Origin of the sequence: Streptomyces sp. NBC_01498 (genome assembly GCF_036327775.1) — a bacterium.
Lineage (GTDB): Bacteria > Actinomycetota > Actinomycetes > Streptomycetales > Streptomycetaceae > Streptomyces.
Map to the genome: position 1 here is coordinate 491,081 of NZ_CP109598.1, position 17,204 is coordinate 508,284.

Sequence of the window (17,204 nt, forward strand, 5' to 3'; positions counted from 1 at the left end):
CTGCCCGCGCCGTGCCCCGCCTGTTCGGCCGCGCACCCGCCGCCGCCCGCGATACCGGGACCGCCGCCGGGCGCCGATGTGTGGCGTATCGGACTGGACGGCGGCGCGGAGGCACTCGGCCCGGTCAGCTCCCTGCTCGGCCCCCGGGAACGGGAGCGCGCCGCGCGTACCCGGGACCTTCCGTCCGCCGAGCGGTACGTCCTCACGCACGGCGCGGTCCGCACCATCCTGGGCGGCTACCTGGGCATCGCGGGCTGCGCGGTCCACTGGTCGGCGGGCACCCACGGAAAGCCCGCCTTCGAGGGCCCGTTGAGCCACTGGCAGTGGAGTCTGAGCCGGTCGGCGGAGCACGCGCTGCTGGCGGTCTGCCTGTCGGCGCGGGTCGGGGTGGACATCGAACGGGTCGACGAACAGACCCCGGCCGTGGCGCTGGCCGCCCGCTTCCTGCCGCTGGAGGAGGCGGCGTGCGTCGCCGCGCAGAAGACCCCGCACGCGGCGCGCGTCGTCTACCACCGGCTGCTGTCGCGCAAGGAGGCGTGCGTGAAGGCGAGCGGCGGCCGGCTGCTCGACGGGCTGCGGCTGAACGTGCTGACGCCCGGCACGGTCCACGGCACCGGCGCGATGGCCGGGGAGCGGTGGCAGTTGCGCGACCTGTCCGCGCCGCCGGGCTTCGTGGCGGCGCTGGCCGTCCTGGGCGACGAGGCGCGCGGACTGCGGCTGTTCGACTGGGGCTGGCGCGCGCCGGGTCCCGAGCCGGGAAACTTCCGCCCGCCTGCCCCGTCAAGCGCCGCCGGCCAGGCGCCCCGTTCCCTACCGTTCGAATTCCAGCGGTCGCTCGCAGAGCCGTGGCCGCGAGGGGAGTGCTCACGATGAACACCCACCGGTCCGTCCGTCCGCCGTCCCGTACGGCACGTGGTACCGCCACGCGCGCAGTCGCGTCCCGCCGGCCGCACGCCGGGGAGACACGGCGGGGCGCGGCGTGCCCGCTCGAACCGGGGCGGGAGACGCCCACGTACTCGGTACGGGTGCGGTTCACGCCCTCCGACCTCCCGGGGCTGACCACGGGGCCGGGCCACCGGGCTACGGCGATCCGTGCCGCGGGCCTGGTGCTCGCGGCGCAGGGCCGCGGTCATCTCGGGGGTCATCTGGAGGTCACCTCCGACGCGCCGGCCCGGCTCGGCCGGATCCCGGCGGCGAGTGAACGGCTGGCGACGGTCCGGGCGGTGGAGGACGCGCTGCGCGGGGGCTCCGGCACCGTACGGCTGCCGCTGCCCGGTCACTGGCCGGGTGACCGGCTCCCCGGCGGACGGGCGGTGTCCGGCGCACCCCGTTCCGGGCGTTCCGACCGGTCCGACCGGTCGGACCGTGCACAGCGTCCGGACCGTGCCGACCACTCCGACCACTCCGACCACTCCGACTGATGCTCGACTCCGACTGATCCTCATCCGATCTCCCGAAGGACAGACCCATGGCTACGACGGACGTATCAGAGGCATCCGGCACCGGCGGCGAGCCGCCGATCCAGTGGAAGAGGATCAACGCCCTGGTCGCCGGGCAGGGCGCCTCGATGGGCGGCGACTACATCCTGCTCATCGCCATGGGGTGGACCGCGATCCAGCTGGGGGGCGCGGGCGCGGTCACCACACTGATGCTCGCCGCCACGATCCCGCGCGCCCTGATGCTGATCTTCGGAGGAGCGGTCGCGGACCGGTTCGGCCCCCGGCACGTCCTGCTGCGGACCAACAGCGCGCGGCTGGTGCTGCTGGCGGTCGGCACGGTGGTGGTCCACTCCTCCCAGACGCTCGCCCCCCTCGTCGTCATCAGCCTTCTCGACGGGCTGCTCTTCGGGCTGGCCAGTCCGTCGGCGGGCTCGGTCATCCCGCACCTGGCCACCCACGACCAACTCCCGCGCGCCAACTCCCTGTACGCGATGGTCACCCGGGTCGCCCCCATCATCGGCTCACCGGTCGGTGCCTGGATGATCGCCTCCGGCGAGCTGTGGCGGGCGCTGCTCGTGACCACGGTGACCTGCGCGATCTCACTGGGCACCCTCTTCGTCGTCACGAAGGGCATGGAGCCGCCGAAGCGTGAGCCGAGCGGCCGGAGCCTGGTGCGTTCCTCCGGCGACGGGCTGCGCCTGCTGGTCTCGCACCCCCGGCTGCGCTGGACCTTCGTCGCCGCGCTCTGTCTGGACATGGCGTTCGGCTGGCCGATCGACGTCGCGCTGCCGCTGCTCGTCCAGGAGAACGGCTGGGGTGTGCACGCCATCGGTGTGATCATCGCAGCGTTCAGCGCCGGTGCTCTGGTCTCCAGCGCGCTGGGCGCCGTCCTCGCGCACCGGATTCCGCTGATGGTGCGGTTCGTGGTGAGCGGCGCGGGAATCGCCGTCGGCATCCTGGTGATGGCCCTGATGCCGTCGGTCCTGACGATCGCCGCGACCGGCGCCGCCGTCGGCCTTATGACCGGGCTGAACGGACCGGCCATCGTGACGGTCTACCAGCAGGCCGCCCCGAAGGACCGGATGGGCTCGGCGCTGGCCACCCTGACGCTGGCCAGCATCGGTGTGGGACCGATCTCCATCGCCCTGTTCGGCAGCCTGTCGCTGGCGATCGGTCTCAAGGTCACCTGGCTGGTGTGCGGCACGGTGGCGCTGGTGGCCCCGGTGGCCGCGCTGCTGGCGCTGCGCCACCCGGCGCGGCAGCCGGTGTCCGAGGACGGACCGGCGGAGGAGCCCGTACGGGCACCGGAGTCCGCCACGCCGCCCCCGGCCGCCGACTCCGAGTCCGCTGCCTCGGCCCCCTCGCCCTCGCTCGCTCCGGCCTCCGCCTCTTCCGCTTCCTCCGATTCATCCGCTTCCTCCGCCGAACTTCCGCACCCGCGCGAGAAGGTGGGATCCCCGGTCGCCTGACCTCAGCGCTCCGGTCCCGCGCGCCGACACCCGTGGCTGTGGTCGGCGGGCCCCGCGAGGTGAGCGGTAGCCATGGGCCACCACACCCGCACACCCGCTCGCGTCGGCGGTGATCGCCCTCCTGGCCCCGGCCCTCGCCGGCCAGGCGATCACCACCGGCGCGGGCGTACGCGGCGGGAGGGCCCCGTGGCCGCCGTGACGGATGCTCAGTCGCTCCCCCAGTCCCAGGTATCGACGTACGCGGCCACCCCGGTACGGCGAGCCTCTTCCACGGCGCTCAGGCGCGCGAAGTCACGCGCCGGCATCAGTGCCTGCCACTCGGCCAGGGGCAGGACACGGACCTCGTCGTGCTCCTCCGGGTTCACGGTGATGCCGTGGATCCGCGCGGCGGTGAGCCGGCCGCCGTCGAAGACCAGGCCGACCGTGCTGTACGGCCAGGCGGCGCCGGGCAGCCCGTACACCGTGGCCAGGAGCCTCGGCGGCCCGGTCGGCGTGATGCCGGTCTCCTCCTCGCACTCGCGAACCGCCGTCTGCCAGGGGCGTTCGCCGGGGTCCATCGTCCCGCCCACCAACTGCCAGGGGTGGGCGGGAGAGTAGACGGAGTGCAGTTGCAGCGGCCGGTCGTCCTCGTCGGTGAAGTACAGGCACGCCCAGGCGGTCGCCTTCAGAACCGTCTCGGCGTACTGCTGGAGCGTCAAGGAGAAGCCGCCGCCCTCGCCGCCCCGCCGTTCGTCCGGCGCGATCACCGTGCCTCCTTCGTGTGGTCGGCCGGTGAGGTGCTTCGCGGGCCCGGTACGGCGCCGGCCGCCGGCGCGAGTCCGTACTGGGCCGCCTGGGCCGTGAACATCCCCTGGTAGCGCCCGCCGCTGTCGGCCATCAGCTCCTCGTGGGTACCGTCCTCCACCACGCGCCCCTCGTCGAGGACGTAGATGTGGTCGGCGTTCATGGTGGCGGCGAGCCGGTGGGTGACGAGCACGACCGCGTGCCCCTCCCGGGCCAGCGACCACAGTCCCTGGAAGGCGGCGATCTCCGCGTGCGGATCGAGCGCCGCCGTCGGCTCGTCGACCAGGAGAAAAGGCGCGCCCCGGTACAGGGCGCGAGCGGTGCCCAGTTTCTGCCACTGCCCGCCCGAGAGCTGGACACCGCGTTCGTAGCCCTTGAAGACGATGGAGTCCCAGCCGTGCGGGAGCGTCTCCACCAGGTCGCGTACGCCGGCGTCCCGGGCGGCCCGGCGGACGGCGTCCATGTCCCGGGGGCGGTCCCCGGCGCCGATGGCCACGTTCGCGGCGGCGGTCATCTCCCAGCGCGGGAAGTCCTGGGCCAGGGCGCCGACCGTCGCGAAGACCTGGCGGCGGTCCGCTTCGCGCAGCTCGACCCGTTCCCCCGACCCGCCCTCCCACCACACGTTTCCCTCGGCGGGCAGCAGCAGCCCGGCGAGGATCTTGGTCAAGGTGGTCTTCCCCGAGCCGTTCGCACCGACCAGCGCGGTCACCGAGCCCCGGCGGATCTCCACGCTCACCCCCGTCAGGGCGGGAGAGCCGGCTCCCGGGTAGGTGAACGTGACTCCCTCCGTCCGCACCGCTCGCACGGGCGCGGGAAGAGGGGCGCCGGCACGGGGGATCGCGTGCTCGCCCGCGACCACGATGGCGTCCTCGGTGTCCGTGAGGAGGAGCAGTTCCTCGTAGAGCCGGTTGACCTGCTGCACCAGGGAGGTCAGCCGCGCGGTCGAGGTGCGGATGGCGACCACCGCCGTGCCGCCGACGGCCAGCGGCAGCCCACCGGCGGCCAGCAGCCACCACAGCACCCCGTAGCAGCCCAGTGACGCGAGGCCCGCGAAGCCGCCGGCGACCAGGTCCGTCGTCGCCTGCGCCCGTGCCAGGCGCCGCTGCTCCGCCTCCATCTGCCGGGACATCTCCTCGTAACTGCCCAGGAGTTTGGCACCGGCCGCGTGGACGCGGATCTCCCCGGCGGCGTGCGGGCGGGTCAGATAGGCGAGCAGGGAGGCGATCGCCCGGCGGTGGTCGAGCCAGTTCAGCCGGGACAGATACTCGCGGCGCGCGACGCGGACGGCCCCCCAGCCCTTGGGCAGGGCGATGGCCAGCAGCATCGGCAGCAGGGTCCAGTGCAGCGACGCCAGAACGACGGCCGCGGCCGCCATGCCGATCAGTACGTTCCCCACACCGACGGAGAGCCGGAGCATGCCACGGGCGGAGTCGGTGCCGAACCTCCCCGCCTCCAGGACCCGCTGCACCTCGGGCCGTTCGGTCGCCTCCACCTCGACGCCGGTCACGGCCGTGTAGAACCGGGCGGACACCGCGCGCTCCACCTGGGGCTCCAGCCGTCCCGACATGGCCGTCGACCACGCCGTCAGCAGCGCCGTCGCGACCGCCGTGAACGCGAGCACCGCCAGCGCGGGCAGGGCCTCGCGCAGCTTGTCGGCGGTCGGACCGTCCGCGAACAACTCCGTGAGCACACTGTTGACCGCCAGCAGTCCCCACCCGGCCGCGACCCCCTGCCCCAACTGGGCGACCACCACCCCCGTCAGCGCCCGCGGGTCCGTCTGCCAACCGGTGCGCAGGACCATCCCCGTCATGCGCGGCAGCGCGGCGGCCATGTGCCCGAACCCCAGCCGGGTCAGCGGGCGCTCGTGGCGGATGTACGACTGGTCGTAGCGCAGCCGACCTCCGTACAGCTCACGCTCGGCGTCCGAGATCGTGTCCTTGGCCGCCTCGTCCGTGCGCGGCGTGTCCTGCGTGTCCTGGGGGACCTGCGCGCCCTGCGCGTTCGGGGTGTTCGGGGTGTTCCGCTCGCTCTGGGCCGCGTCGGTGGGTGGCTCGGCTGATGTCAACGTGCCTCCTTCGTGGATGTCCGGGCGATGTCGTCGGGTTCAACGACGCCGCGCCGGTTTCGAACACATGTCTTTCGGCCGGGTTGCGCTGCCCGGAGTTGAGCGGTTCCCCGCAGGTGTGCGGTGCACGGACCCTTGCGGCGCGGAGATCGCCGACGATCCCGGGTTGGCCGAAACGCCGATGCCCCGCCGACGTGGGCGGGCGACTCCGCGCGGAGTCGCCGCGTGCGGAGTGGCTACGCGCGGAATGTCGACGCTCGGCCGGTCGACGCGGGGACGGTCAACACGACCGCGTCAGAGCGGACTTCGGGCCCACCCGTGGTCACCCGCGCCTACTGCCGACCGTGCCGACTTGGGCGGGTTCACGGCCGAGGACCTCCCCGTCGGCGCCGGGCGATCGCCCGCGTATTCTGCCCCTCGTCCCGACAGGCACCGAGGAGACCACGGCCGTATGACTTACGGAGACGGGCACCGCCCCAGCAGGGCGCGCCCGGCGGCGCCCCCGCCCCGCGGCGTCCCGTCGCCCTCAACCCGACGGACGACCTGACGGCACGTCAGGACCGGTCGGACGACCGCAATCACTGCGGAAACCGACGACACAGCACCGGACCGGCACCGGCACCGGCACCGGCACCGAACATCCGACCGGCCGACCGGCCGACCGGCCCACCGGCCGACACCGCGGGCACCGTCCACAGGCTCCGCACGCCCCTGCGGCCGGACGGTCACCGAGTCCGGCGGTGCCGCCCACCCGGCGCCGCCCGCCCACCTCCCCGTACGTCACCGGCGTCCCGGTCGGCGCCACCCTCACGACAGAGAAACGGAACAACTCACCGATGACCGTCCTGCTGTGGATCCTCGGCATCCTCGCCGCACCACCCCTGATCTTCGCCCTGTGGCTGGTCTGGGTGTTCTTCAAGGAACTCTTCTTCGCCGGGCACGATGTCGGCAACGCGGCCGGCCGGAAGGCCGCCGAGAAGCTCGGGCTGCTGCCCGCCGGGCAGCTGGACGCGGAGTCCCCCGGCCCGCTCCCGGCCGAGTGGCGGGCGGCGTTGGCGAAGGCACGCGAGGGTGAGTGGCAGACGCCGGCCGCCCTGCTGCGCGGCATCGGCCGGGACTGGGGCCGCCGCTACCTCGCCGTGAGCTGCCTGGGTGATCTCGTGGCCGAGGACGACGCCTGGCTCGTCGCCTGGGAGACGGCCTGTCCCGGCGACCCGGACGCGGCCGTGGTGCGCGCCCAGGGCACGGTGAGGCTGGCGTGGCGGCGGCGGGGCGGGAAACGGGCCAAGTACACGTCGGGGAAGCAGTTCGACGGTTTCCACCGCACGCTGGTGCGTGCCCGCGACGAGATAGCGAAGGCGGCCGAGCTGAACCCGGACGACCCGACGCCCCACGCGGTGGAGATCTGGGTCGCGCTCGGGCTCGGCTATCCGCGCGCCACGATGGCCACGCTGTGGGCGCAGACGGTCGCCCGCGACCCCTACCACTACGGCGCCCACTTCGCGGCCCTTCAGTACTGGTGCGAGAAGTGGCGCGGTTCGGAGCGGCTGGCCATGGACTTCGCCGAGCGCGCGGCGGCGGGGGCGCCCCCGGGCAGTCTGCTCACCGCTCTCCCCCTGATCGCTCAGTTCGAGCACAAGGAGTCCGAGGACAAGGACGCCGACAACACACCCGAGATGGTGGCACGGGTCGACGCGGGCCTCATCGACGCGGCCGCCGCCGACCCGGCGAATCCGGCGCTGCCGGAACTGCGGCACCTGCTGGCGTTCTACCTGTCGCGGCAGGACCGGCACGAGATGGCGATCGAGCAGTTCCGGCTGGTCGACGGGTACGTGGGAGCGCTGCCGTGGTTCTACTACGCGAAGGGGACCCGGGCCGCGTACTACTGCCGGGCCCGGAACGCGTCGGCCTCGGCAGCGGCGGCGGCGAAGGTCGAGGGCTGAGTCGGAACCGACGGTGCGGCAGCCGGTACTTCGGCCCGGCGCCGCACCCGGCGGACCCGCCTCACGCGTCCGTGGGCGGACCAACCGCCCCGTCTCGCGGGTGCAGTTCGAGGTTCTGGTAGATCTCCGCCGTCACCTTGGAGAAGTTCATCGTCATGAAGTGCAGGCCCGGCGTGTCCTCGGCGATCAGGCGGCGGCACATCTCGGTGGCGTGGTCGATGCCGAGCGCCCTGACCGCCTTGGGGTCGTCCTCGGCCGCGAGCATCCGTTCCGCCAGCTTCGGCGGGAAGGCGGCGGTGCTGAGGCTGGGGATGCGGCGCAGCGAGCGGATCGTGGTGACCGGCATGATCTCCGGGATGATCGGTGTCGTGCATCCGGCGGCGGCCACGCGGTCGCGCAGGCGCAGGTAGGTGTCGACGTCGAAGAACATCTGGGTGATGGCGTAGTCGGCGCCCGCCCGGCACTTGTCGACGAAGTGGCGGATGTCGCTGTCCCAGTCGGGTGAGCGGGGGTGCATCTCGGGGAAGGCCGCGACCCCGACGCAGAAGTTGCCGGATTCCTTGATCAGCCGCACGAGTTCGGCGGCGTACTCGACTCCCTGCGGGTGTTTCGTCCAGGAGCCGAGGGGATCGCCCGGCGGGTCGCCGCGCAGGGCGAGGATGTTGCGGACGCCCTGGTCGGCGTAGTGGCCGAGGATGTTGCGCAGCTCGGCGACGCTGTGGTCGACGGCCGTGAGGTGGGCGACCGGGGTGAGGGTCGTCTCCTGGGCGATCCGCCCCGTGATGTTGATGGTGCGTCCCCGCGTGGAGCCCCCGGCGCCGTACGTCACGGAGACGAAGGTCGGTGACAGGGCCTCCAGCCGTCGGATCGCCGTCCACAGTCCGGCTTCGGCCGCCTGGCTGCGCGGCGGCATGAATTCGAAGGAGTACGAACGGCCCCCGGACGCGAGAAGGTCGCGGATGGAATCCGCGTGGTCCGGCCTTGTGCTGGGGATACCGAGAGACATAAGCGCAGGTTAGCGGCCGGTTCGGGCGGAAGCCGGGAGCTGTCCACAGGCTGATACACGTGGTGCTGACGCGCCGGCGGACACCTCTGGCGGGTACCCGGAACGTCTCGCGCGCGCGGCTGATCCGCCCGTCGGGGTGTCCGCGACGGGCGGGACCAGCGCGGCGGTGCCGGGTGCTGTCAGCTCTGGAACGCGGTCCAGGTGAAAGCGACCTTGTCCCCGGCGTTCAGTTTGAACTGGCAGCCTCCGACGGGCGTCGGGGTGCCGTTGACGGAGATGTTCCAGTAGGCGGCACCGCCGCCGTCGACGTCCTTGACGGTGTCGACCGAGAAGTCGTCGAACGACGCGTACCAGGCGCCGTCCCAGGTGAAGCCCCTCTTGCGGGCGGCGTCGTCCAGCGCGGCTGTCGGGGTGGGGACTGCGGTGGGGTACGCGCCGCCGTTGGTGCCGTCGCATCTGTGGGTACCGCCGGTGGCGGTGGTCACGTCATGACCCTTCGTCTTGATCTTCCCCTTGAACAGGCGTCCGTCCGGGCCCTTCACGACCAGGGTCACCTTGACGGCGGTGTTCGTCTCCGCCGGGCTGTGCGGCTGCGCGACGGCGGGGGCGGAGGTGAGGGCGAGGCCGAGGACGGCCATGGAGACGAGGGTGCGGCGGGCGTTCAGGTGCACGGAGGTGCCTTCCTGCTACGGGTCGTCTGCCGCCCTCGCCGCACCGGACGTCCACCGTCGCCCCCGGCGGCGTGTCGCGCGGCGGGGCAGGGCGGAACACACCCGCGGGCTTCGCGCTGCAGACCATGACAGTGGGAAGCGGTTCACGTCACGCACCGGGTTCCCCGACTCGCGGCCCGGTCGGGCCGCACACGGTTGCAGGTCAGCGCCGGATTCCCACCGGCTTCCCCCGAGCACGCACGCATTCGGTTGTCGCTTCGGACGCTCGCTCCGAAGCACTCGCATGGTAAGGCCGGTCCAGGGCGCCGCGCCAGAGTCTGACATGACGTGTCATCAGCTGACGTATCGACATGTCTGATGAAGTGTCAATTCTCATACCCACGTGGGTCGGTGAGGTCCCGACGCGACCGGTCGGTCTCGGTCGTGTCCCACCGGTCGGCCCGCTCCGCACCCGGCCCGCCGGCCCGGTCGATGCCGTCCGTGCTGCCGGTGCCGCCCGTGCCGTCGGACGCGGCCTGCCGGGGCTCGACGAAGCGCACGGGGGCGCGGAAGCGGGCGCGCCGGGCCGCGCGCCGGAACGTGGTCAGCACGGCGGGGCCGGCCAGCAGGACGCACACGAAGTTGGTGACGGCGCGCCCGGTGTCCCAGCCGAGCGAGGTGGCGAGGTCGAAGGCGAGGTAGCGCTGCCACTGCTCGGTGAACGGCAGTCCCGGCAGATAGGCGAGGGAGCTGTTCGGGTCGACGGAGAACGGCCAGAAGGAGAGATTGAGGAGGAATCCGAACAGGTAGCCGGAGAGGGACCCGTAGACGGCCAGGAGCAGCACCTCGCGCCGCCCGGTCGCCTTCGGCAGGAATCCGGCGAGCATGCCGACGAACGCGCAGCCGAACATCTGGTACGGCATCCACGGCCCCACCCCGCCGGTGATGAGCGCGGAGGCGAAGAGCGAGGTGCAGCCGAGGGTGAAGCCGAAACCGGGCCCGTAGACGCGTCCGGCCAGGACCAGGACGAAGAAGACGGTCTCGATACCGGCGGTGCCGGCGCCCAGGGGGCGCAGGGCCGCGTTGACGGCGGACAGGACGCCCAGCATGGCGAGGGCCTTGGAGTCGATGCCGCCCTCGGCGATCTCCGACAGCACCACGCAGAGCACGAGGACGAGCAGGACGCCGAAGATCAGCGGAGGCGCGTAGTTCGAGCCGAACGTCCCCGGTGCGACGACGAACGGCCAGAAGAACGCGACGACTCCGAGGAGGGCGGCCAGCGTGATGACGACGCCGACGCGTGGGGTGAGCCGGATGGCCGGGGCCGTACGCGAGATCATCGCACCGCTCCCTCGTCGTCCGCGGTCGCCAGCGCCCCGGTGACCTGATGGACCGTCATGTACGGCAGCGGGGCGAGGATCTTGGCCGTCTGCGGGGCGAAGACCGGTGAGGCGACGATGACTTCGGTGGTCGGCCCGTCGGCGACGACGTCTCCTTCCGCCATCACGACCACACGGTCGGCGGCGCGGGCGGCGAACTCCACGTCGTGGGTGGAGATGACGACCGATCTTCCCTCCGTCGCGAGGGCGTCGACGATGCGGATGAGCTCCGACTTGGCCCGGTAGTCCAGGCCGCGGGTCGGTTCGTCCAGGAGCAGTACCCCGGGTGCGGCGGAGAGTTGGATGGCGAGGACGAGGGCGAGTTTCTGGCCCTCCGACAGGTCGCGGGGGTGGGTGGCGCCGTCGATGCCGGGGGCGAGGCGGTCGAGGATCGACCGGGCGCTCTCGGTTCCCCCGGATTCCGTGTCGGCCTGGTCGAGTTCCTGTCCGACGCTCTCCAGGTAGAGCAGGTCGGCGGGGGTCTGGGGGACCAGGCCGACGACCGCGCGGGCGCGCGCGGCGGACACGGTGTGCGGGTCGGTGTCCGGCCCGCCGTGCTGCCCGGTGACCTTCACCGTTCCGGCGCGGCGCGGGCCGGAGCCCTGAAGTGCCCACAGCAGGGAGGACTTGCCGGAGCCGTTGCGGCCCATGAGCGCGGTCACCTCGCCGCCGTGCAGGTCGAGGTCGACCTCACGGACGGCCGGAACACCCTGGTAGGTGACGGTGACGCCGCTCGCGGTCAGCAGGCGCGGGCGTTTGCCCGGCGGAGCCGGGCGGACGGGACGCGGCGCCCGGTCGGCCAGCCGGGCCCGGAGGGGTCCGGCGGCGCGGCGGGCGTCGCGGATGGAGAGGGGCAGGGGGGACCATCCGGCGGCGCGGCCCAGCTCCACGATCGGCGGGGCGATCGTGGAGGTGGCCAGGATCTCGGAGGGTGTGCCGATACGGGCGTGGCCGTCGCCGGGGAGATGGAGGACGCGGTCGGCGTACTGCACGACGCGTTCGAGCCGGTGCTCGGCCATGAGGACGGTGACGCCGAGGTCGTGGACGAGCCGGATGACGGCGGCCAGGACCTCCTCGGCGGCTGTCGGGTCGAGCGCGGAGGTGGGTTCGTCGAGGACCAGGACCCGGGGGTGGGCGGTGAGGACGGAGCCGATCGCGACGCGCTGCTGCTGTCCGCCGGAGAGTTCGTACAGCGCGCGGTGGCGCAGGTCGGCGAGGCCGAGCAGGTCGAGGGTCTCCTCCACGCGTTTGCGCATGGTGGCCGGTGGGATCGCCAACTGCTCCATGCAGTAGGCGAGTTCTTCCTCGACCGTGTCGGTGACGAAGCCGTCGATCGGATCCTGTCCCACCACGCCCACCACATCGGCGAGTTCGCGGGGCGGATGCCGGGCGGTGTCGCGCCCGTCGACGGTGACCCTGCCGTACAGGGTGCCGCCGGTGAAGTGCGGCACCAGCCCGTTGACCGCGCCCAGGAGGGTGGACTTGCCGACGCCGGTGTGCCCGACGACGAGGCAGAGTTCCCCCTCCTCCACGGTGAGGTCGATGTCGCGCAGGGCCGGTTCCGGGGCGTCGTCGTACTGGACGGTGACCTGGTCGAAGGTGATCACGGGGCGTCGCCTCTCGGGACGGGGCCGGGCGGCGGGGCGACGAATCCGGCCGTGCCGGCGAGCAGGATCGCGGCGGTCGGCACCAGGGGCAGGTCGGGCCAGGTCAGCGGGTAGAAGGTGGGGTTGAGCTGCGCGGGGTCGTACCCGAGGTTGCTCATGAGCAGGACGGCGGACAGGATGCCGCTGCCGGCCACGGCCCACTCGGGCAGCCGCCACGGGGAGGGCCGGTAGGTGGTGCGGGTGATGCGTCGGCCGCCCAGCCGCAGGCCCGCGACGCACAGCGCCGCGCCCAGCCCCATGGCGGGCAGTCCCAGGAAGGCGGGGGCGGTCGCGTCCAGCAGTCCGTACGCCCCGGCGCACAGGCCGCCCATACCCAGCAGCATCAGCGCGCCGGTGATTCTGCGGGAGCGGCGGGTGGCGGTGCCGGCCCGGCCGTAACCGCGCGAGTCCATGGCTGCGGCCAGGCGCAGCGACCGTTCCAGGGCGTCCTCCAGGACGGGGACCACGATGCCGCGCAGCGCCTTCATGCCCTTCGCCCGTCCGGCGCGCAACTTCTTGGCGCGCGCGACGCGTTGGACGCTCTGCACGAGTTGCGGTGCGACGCTGATGGCGACGGTGACGGCGACGCCGAGTTCGTACAGGGCCCCGGGGAGCACGCGCAGCGCGCGTTTGGGGTTGGCGAGGGTGTTGGCGGCGCCGACGCAGCAGAGCATGCACGCCAGGCGCAGCCCGTCGGTCGCCGCCGACAGCAGGGCCTCCAGGGAGACCGGTCCGCCGATCTGGATTCCCGCGTACCAGTCGGGGGTGGGGATGTGCGGGAGGGAGAACAGGAAGTGGTCGCGGGGGGTGATGCCGGTGGCGAAGACGGCGCGGAAGACGACCCGGATCGCCACGACCGTCAGGGCCAGGTACAGGTAGTACTTGAATCCGCGTGCCCAGGGCGCCTCCGTCCGCCGGGCGCTGATGACGTAGCCGAGGACGGCGAGGACGAGGAACAGCAGCAGCGGGTTGTTGGTGCGGCTGACGGCGGTGGCCAGCGCCAGGGCCCAGACCCACCACGCCACCGGGTGCAGGAGGCGCGGCAGCCGGCGCCCGCCGGGGTCCGGCTCGGCGCGGGATCCGGGGGCGGGCGCCGGGGTGGTGGTACCGGCCGGGGCGGTCACCCGGTACGGCGGCGTCGGCGCGCCGCGAACACCGCCGCGCCGCCGATCAGGACGACGAGTGCGGCGCCGGTGATCACGGGAGTGATCGAGCCGGGGTCGTGCCGGGCGTCGGCGGTGGGGGCCGCGTCGACCACGTCGGTGGTGGAGCGGGGAGCCGCGACGGCCGAGGGTGTCGCGGTGCCGAGGGTGGGGCTCGGTGTCGGCGAAGGTGAAGGTGAGGCCGACGCACGTGCCTCGGGCTTCTTCGACGGCGGCTTCGGGGGCGTGGCCCTGGGCTGCTCGGGTGCCGGTCCGGTGTCGACGTCCGGCGGCAGCGCGGGGGCCTGGCCGGTGGGAGGGGGTGTGCCCGCGCCGCCCTGCGGGCGGGTGTTGTGGGCACGGAGCTGGTCCGGGGTGACGGTGGGCCGGCCCTCGGTGCCCTTGATGTCGGTGCCGCCGAAGATCCACAGGTCGACGCTGCCGGGCCTGGGCTTGTGGAGCATCGCGCCGAGTTGGCTGTAGCTCCAGTCCTTCGCGCCCGGGTCGGCGTGCCAGTACGACCAGTAGGCGGACGCGGGCGGGGTGAGGACGCAGTCGTCGTCGGCCGCGGTCGGGTACTGCCTGCCCTTCTGGTGACCGCTGTAGCCGATGCGGCAGATGAACGCGGGACCGTCGTGCCCGGTGCCGGTGGTGCGCCAGCCGCCCTGGTTGAGCAGTTCGTAGCCGGTGGTGGGGGTGGTGCCGCAGGAGCGGTAGACGGGGCCGCCCCAGTGGCTGAAGTCGACGGCGAGCACCGCGCCGGAGGAGGTCGTGCAGCGGCCGATCGGCTGCGGGGCGGCCGCGGCCGGGGCGGTGGTGGCGGCGAGCGCGACGACCGTCAGGCCGAGCGCGCCCGCCGTACGGGCCACCGTTCGCGACAGGCGGGGGAAGGTCATCACCGGCTCCCCGCCCCGGCCCGCCGGCGCGCGACGACGACCGTGCGCCAGCCCGCGGCCACCAGCAGCGCGGCGCAGCCGGCGAGGACACCGGCCTGGGTGCCGGTCGACGCGAGGGGGCCACCGCCGCCGTCGGCCGTGTGCCCGCCGTCCGGTCCGCCCGAATCGCCGGGGGTGACGATCTCCGGGCCGGTACCGCTGGGGCTGGGTGTCGGCTGCGGGGACGTACCGTCCAGGCTCCGGTCCAGCGCGGCGAAGGAGATGCCGGTGGAGCCGCCGACCGCCTGGGTGGAGGCCCGCAGGTCGGAGCCGCGCTGTCCCTCCTTGGCGACGTTGAATCCGCCGTCGGCGTTCTGCTGTCCGGCGAGGAACGTCCGTGCCCGGCGGATCTCGTCGGCGTACGTGGCGGTGTCCAGGGACAGGCCCTGGACGGCGAGGGCGGCCGAGTTGACGGAGTTGCCCGCCGCGCCCGGGTAGCCGCCGTCGGGCAGTTGCTTTCCGGCGAGCCAGCCGAGGGCCTTGTCCACGGCCCGGTCCGCCTTCTCGCCGCCGGCCAGGTCGAGAGCCATGGCGGCGATGGCGGTGGAGTCGACGTCGGAGTCCTTCGTGGCCGGGATCAGGCTCGGCCAGGCGCCGTTGTCGTGTTGCAGGCCCGCCAGGTAGGCGAGGGGTTCCTCGGCCTTCTCCCCGGCGCGCAGCTGCGCGATGACGGCCAGGGACTGGGCGAAGACCGAAGGGGCGTACGTGTAGGCGCCCTTGGCGGCGCAGGAGCGGTCGGGCGCGGTGCTCGGTTTCGCGCAGACGGCCTTGTCGAGCGCGGCGACGAGGTCGTGTCCGGCGAAGTCGCGCGGGTCGCGGCCGACGGCCTCGGCGAGCAGCGCGGTCTTGCCGAGCGAGCCGCCGGCGGCGTACGGGGTGCCGATGCCGGTCCAGTCGTTGACGGTACGGCCTTCGGCGTCCTTGCCGCCCTGGTCGAGGAAGTCGACGAGACCGCGCAGCCTGGCGTTGTTCAGGCCGGTGGCGGCGAGTGCGTAGGCGCCGTCGATGGTGAGCCCGAAGTCGGCGCGGGCGGTGCCCGGCCCCGCGGTGTAGTACCGGCCCTGGAGGAGGTTGGCCGGGCCGGTGAGGTAGGCGACGCCCTTCCTCAGGTCGGGGCCGGGGCCCGGTGAGGGGGTGCCGGGTGTCGTCGGCGGGCCGGAGGTGGGCGGGTCGGACGGGTCGGTCCTCTTCGTGGTCAGGGTGGCCAGGCTGGTTCCGGCGCCCGCGAGGACGGCGGCCGGTGTCGGGTAGAAGGCCGGATCGGTGGCGCCCTCCTCGAAGCCGAAGCCGCCGCCGTCGAGCTGCTGGCGGGAGAGCCAGCCCACGGCGGCGTCGGCCCGCGCGGTGTCGCCGAGGGCGCGCAGCGCCTGGGCGGCGTACGCCGTGGCGTACACGCTGCCGGTGGTGGCACCGGTGGAGCCGGGGAAGGCGCCGTCCGCCCGCTGGGACGCCGTCAGATAGCCGCGGGCCCTGGTCACGGCGGTGTCGGCGCCGCCCGCCGTGTGCAGGGCGAGGGCGACCAGGCCGGTGGTGGCGGGGTCGCCGTCGCAGTACTCGCCGGGGCGGATGAGGATGCCGGTGACGCCGCCGCCGGCGCACTGGAGACCGGTCAGCCGGTCGACGGCCGCCGCCGGCGGTGTCTTCCCGGCCCGTGCCAGGGCCAGCACGGACAGGGCCTGGCCGTCGGTGTAGCCGGCGTTGCGGAAGTCGCCCCTGGCCGTGCATCCGGGCGTGGGCTCGCCGGACTCGGGGCCCGCCGGGCACACGTTCGCCATGAGGTCGCCGACGAGGTCGTGACCGCCGAAGGCGCGCGGATCGCGCTCGGTGCTCGCGGCGAGAAGGGCGAGGCGGGCGGCGGCGGTGGCGTCCGGTGCCTCGCCGGCGCCGTTCGGGTACGCGTAGCCGCCGGTGTGCGCCGCGAGATAGGCGGTCACCTTGTCGAGGCCGGCGCTCGTGCCGTCGGTGGCGGCGAGGGCGTACGCGGCCTCGGTGGTCAGCGGGTAGTTGGGGGTGGTGGCGTCGTCGTCGACGCGTTCGCCGTCGGTGAGACGGCCCTTGAGCCAGCCCGTGGCGGCGGCCAGGTCGATCTCGCCGGGGGCGCCGGTCGGCGTGCCGCCCGGACCGGGGGTGCCGGTTCCTCCGGCGCGGACGTCGTCGGGGGTGAACGTGGGCCGCCCGGTGGTGCCGCCGACGTCCGTACCGCCGTACACCCAGGCGTCGACGTCGCCGTCCCCGAGCTTGCGGTCCATGGCGCCGTACGGGCTGTAGCTCCACGTGTCCTGGCCGGGCGAGGCGACCCAGTACGACCAGTAGGCGGAGGCGGGCGGGGTCAGGACGCAGGACTCCGTGGCCGGAGTCGGGTACTGCGTACCGGAGTTGACTGAGCCGTGGCCGATCCGGCAGATGAACGCGGGCCCGTCGTGCTCGGTGCCGGCCGTCGTGAAACCGGCGTCGTGCAGCAGCTCGTAGCCGGTGGTCGGTGTGGTGTCGCAGCCGCGTCGCAGCGTGCCGCCGAACGGTCCGAAGTCCACCGCGACAACCGCGCCCTCGGTGGCGGTGCAGTCACCGACGGGGTCGGCCGCCGCCGGGGAGGTGCCGGTGAGGAACGTCACGCAGGCCGCCGCCAGAACCAGCAGCGCGGCCCCGAGCACCGCCCAGGGCGCGGGACTCGCGCCCGCCCGCCCTTCTCTTCGCTCTCCGGTCCCCACAGCGGCCCCCTCGTTCGTCCCCGGTCCGGCGCGGGACGG

General features: G+C 73.6%; 13 protein-coding genes and 1 riboswitch. Of the genes, 4 read left to right on the forward strand and 9 right to left on the reverse strand.

Annotated features, from left to right (window positions below):
• The first annotated feature begins 78 nt into the window (after positions 1-78).
• The 3 genes from OG875_RS01735 to OG875_RS01745 all read left to right on the forward strand — a co-directional run bounded on the left by OG875_RS01735 (position 79) and on the right by OG875_RS01745 (position 2,908).
• Positions 79-873, forward strand: a complete 795-nt coding sequence (locus tag OG875_RS01735) for a 4'-phosphopantetheinyl transferase family protein (protein ID WP_330172422.1) — start codon at positions 79-81, stop codon at positions 871-873.
• A gap of 152 nt (positions 874-1,025) precedes the next feature.
• Entirely contained in the window at positions 1,026-1,421 is a 396-nt protein-coding gene (locus tag OG875_RS01740) for a hypothetical protein (protein WP_330172423.1), read from the forward strand.
• Between the two features lie 47 nt (positions 1,422-1,468).
• Positions 1,469-2,908 carry an MFS transporter gene (locus tag OG875_RS01745; RefSeq protein ID WP_330172424.1) on the forward strand — a complete coding sequence of 480 codons (1,440 nt, stop codon included), beginning with the start codon at positions 1,469-1,471 and terminating at the stop codon, positions 2,906-2,908.
• Positions 2,909-3,114: 206 nt separating this feature from the next.
• On the opposite strand, the gene OG875_RS01750 is transcribed toward OG875_RS01745, so the two are convergent.
• Positions 3,115-3,654, reverse strand: a complete 540-nt coding sequence (locus tag OG875_RS01750) for an NUDIX hydrolase (protein ID WP_330172425.1) — start codon at positions 3,652-3,654, stop codon at positions 3,115-3,117.
• Entirely contained in the window at positions 3,651-5,621 is a 1,971-nt protein-coding gene (locus tag OG875_RS01755) for an ABC transporter ATP-binding protein (RefSeq protein WP_330177560.1), read from the reverse strand. Before OG875_RS01755 ends, OG875_RS01750 begins: the two co-directional genes overlap by 4 nt.
• A gap of 971 nt (positions 5,622-6,592) precedes the next feature.
• Here OG875_RS01755 and OG875_RS01760 point away from each other — a divergent pair.
• Positions 6,593-7,699, forward strand: coding sequence for a hypothetical protein (locus OG875_RS01760; protein ID WP_330172426.1), 1,107 nt, complete (start codon positions 6,593-6,595; stop codon positions 7,697-7,699).
• A gap of 61 nt (positions 7,700-7,760) precedes the next feature.
• Here OG875_RS01760 and metF read toward each other — a convergent pair whose 3' ends face one another.
• The 7 genes from metF to OG875_RS01795 all read right to left on the reverse strand — a co-directional run bounded on the left by metF (position 7,761) and on the right by OG875_RS01795 (position 17,165).
• Complete coding sequence (metF, locus tag OG875_RS01765) at positions 7,761-8,705, reverse strand: methylenetetrahydrofolate reductase [NAD(P)H] (protein ID WP_330172427.1); 945 nt, start codon at positions 8,703-8,705, stop codon at positions 7,761-7,763.
• 179 nt (positions 8,706-8,884) lie between these two features.
• A complete protein-coding gene (locus OG875_RS01770) occupies positions 8,885-9,376 on the reverse strand; it encodes a DUF4430 domain-containing protein (protein ID WP_330172428.1) in 492 nt (163 codons plus the stop codon).
• Positions 9,377-9,533: 157 nt separating this feature from the next.
• Positions 9,534-9,606, reverse strand: a riboswitch (cobalamin riboswitch).
• 135 nt (positions 9,607-9,741) lie between these two features.
• Positions 9,742-10,695: an ECF transporter S component gene (locus OG875_RS01775; RefSeq protein ID WP_330172429.1), complete on the reverse strand. Its 954-nt coding sequence runs from the start codon at positions 10,693-10,695 to the stop codon at positions 9,742-9,744.
• The gene (locus tag OG875_RS01780; protein ID WP_330172430.1) at positions 10,692-12,341 is read right to left on the reverse strand and encodes an ABC transporter ATP-binding protein; all 1,650 of its coding nucleotides are present in this window, start codon (positions 12,339-12,341) and stop codon (positions 10,692-10,694) included. The genes OG875_RS01775 and OG875_RS01780 overlap by 4 nt, the downstream gene beginning before the upstream one ends.
• The gene (locus tag OG875_RS01785) at positions 12,338-13,504 is read right to left on the reverse strand and encodes an energy-coupling factor transporter transmembrane component T (protein WP_330172431.1); all 1,167 of its coding nucleotides are present in this window, start codon (positions 13,502-13,504) and stop codon (positions 12,338-12,340) included. Before OG875_RS01785 ends, OG875_RS01780 begins: the two co-directional genes overlap by 4 nt.
• Positions 13,501-14,418, reverse strand: coding sequence for a hypothetical protein (locus OG875_RS01790; protein WP_330172432.1), 918 nt, complete (start codon positions 14,416-14,418; stop codon positions 13,501-13,503). The genes OG875_RS01785 and OG875_RS01790 overlap by 4 nt, the downstream gene beginning before the upstream one ends.
• Positions 14,418-17,165, reverse strand: a complete 2,748-nt coding sequence (locus OG875_RS01795; protein WP_443079044.1) for a prenyltransferase/squalene oxidase repeat-containing protein — start codon at positions 17,163-17,165, stop codon at positions 14,418-14,420. The genes OG875_RS01790 and OG875_RS01795 overlap by 1 nt, the downstream gene beginning before the upstream one ends.
• Between the last annotated feature and the right edge of the window lie 39 nt (positions 17,166-17,204).

Bases quoted from the DNA above. Each gene is read 5' to 3' on its own strand.
- OG875_RS01745 (WP_330172424.1), top strand. From the start codon at position 1,469: ATGGCTACGACGGACGTATCAGAGGCATCCGGCACCGGCGGCGAGCCG.
- OG875_RS01775 (WP_330172429.1), bottom strand. From the start codon at position 10,695: ATGATCTCGCGTACGGCCCCGGCCATCCGGCTCACCCCACGCGTCGGC.
- metF (WP_330172427.1), bottom strand. From the start codon at position 8,705: ATGTCTCTCGGTATCCCCAGCACAAGGCCGGACCACGCGGATTCCATC.
- OG875_RS01760 (WP_330172426.1), top strand. From the start codon at position 6,593: ATGACCGTCCTGCTGTGGATCCTCGGCATCCTCGCCGCACCACCCCTG.
- OG875_RS01790 (WP_330172432.1), bottom strand. From the start codon at position 14,418: ATGACCTTCCCCCGCCTGTCGCGAACGGTGGCCCGTACGGCGGGCGCG.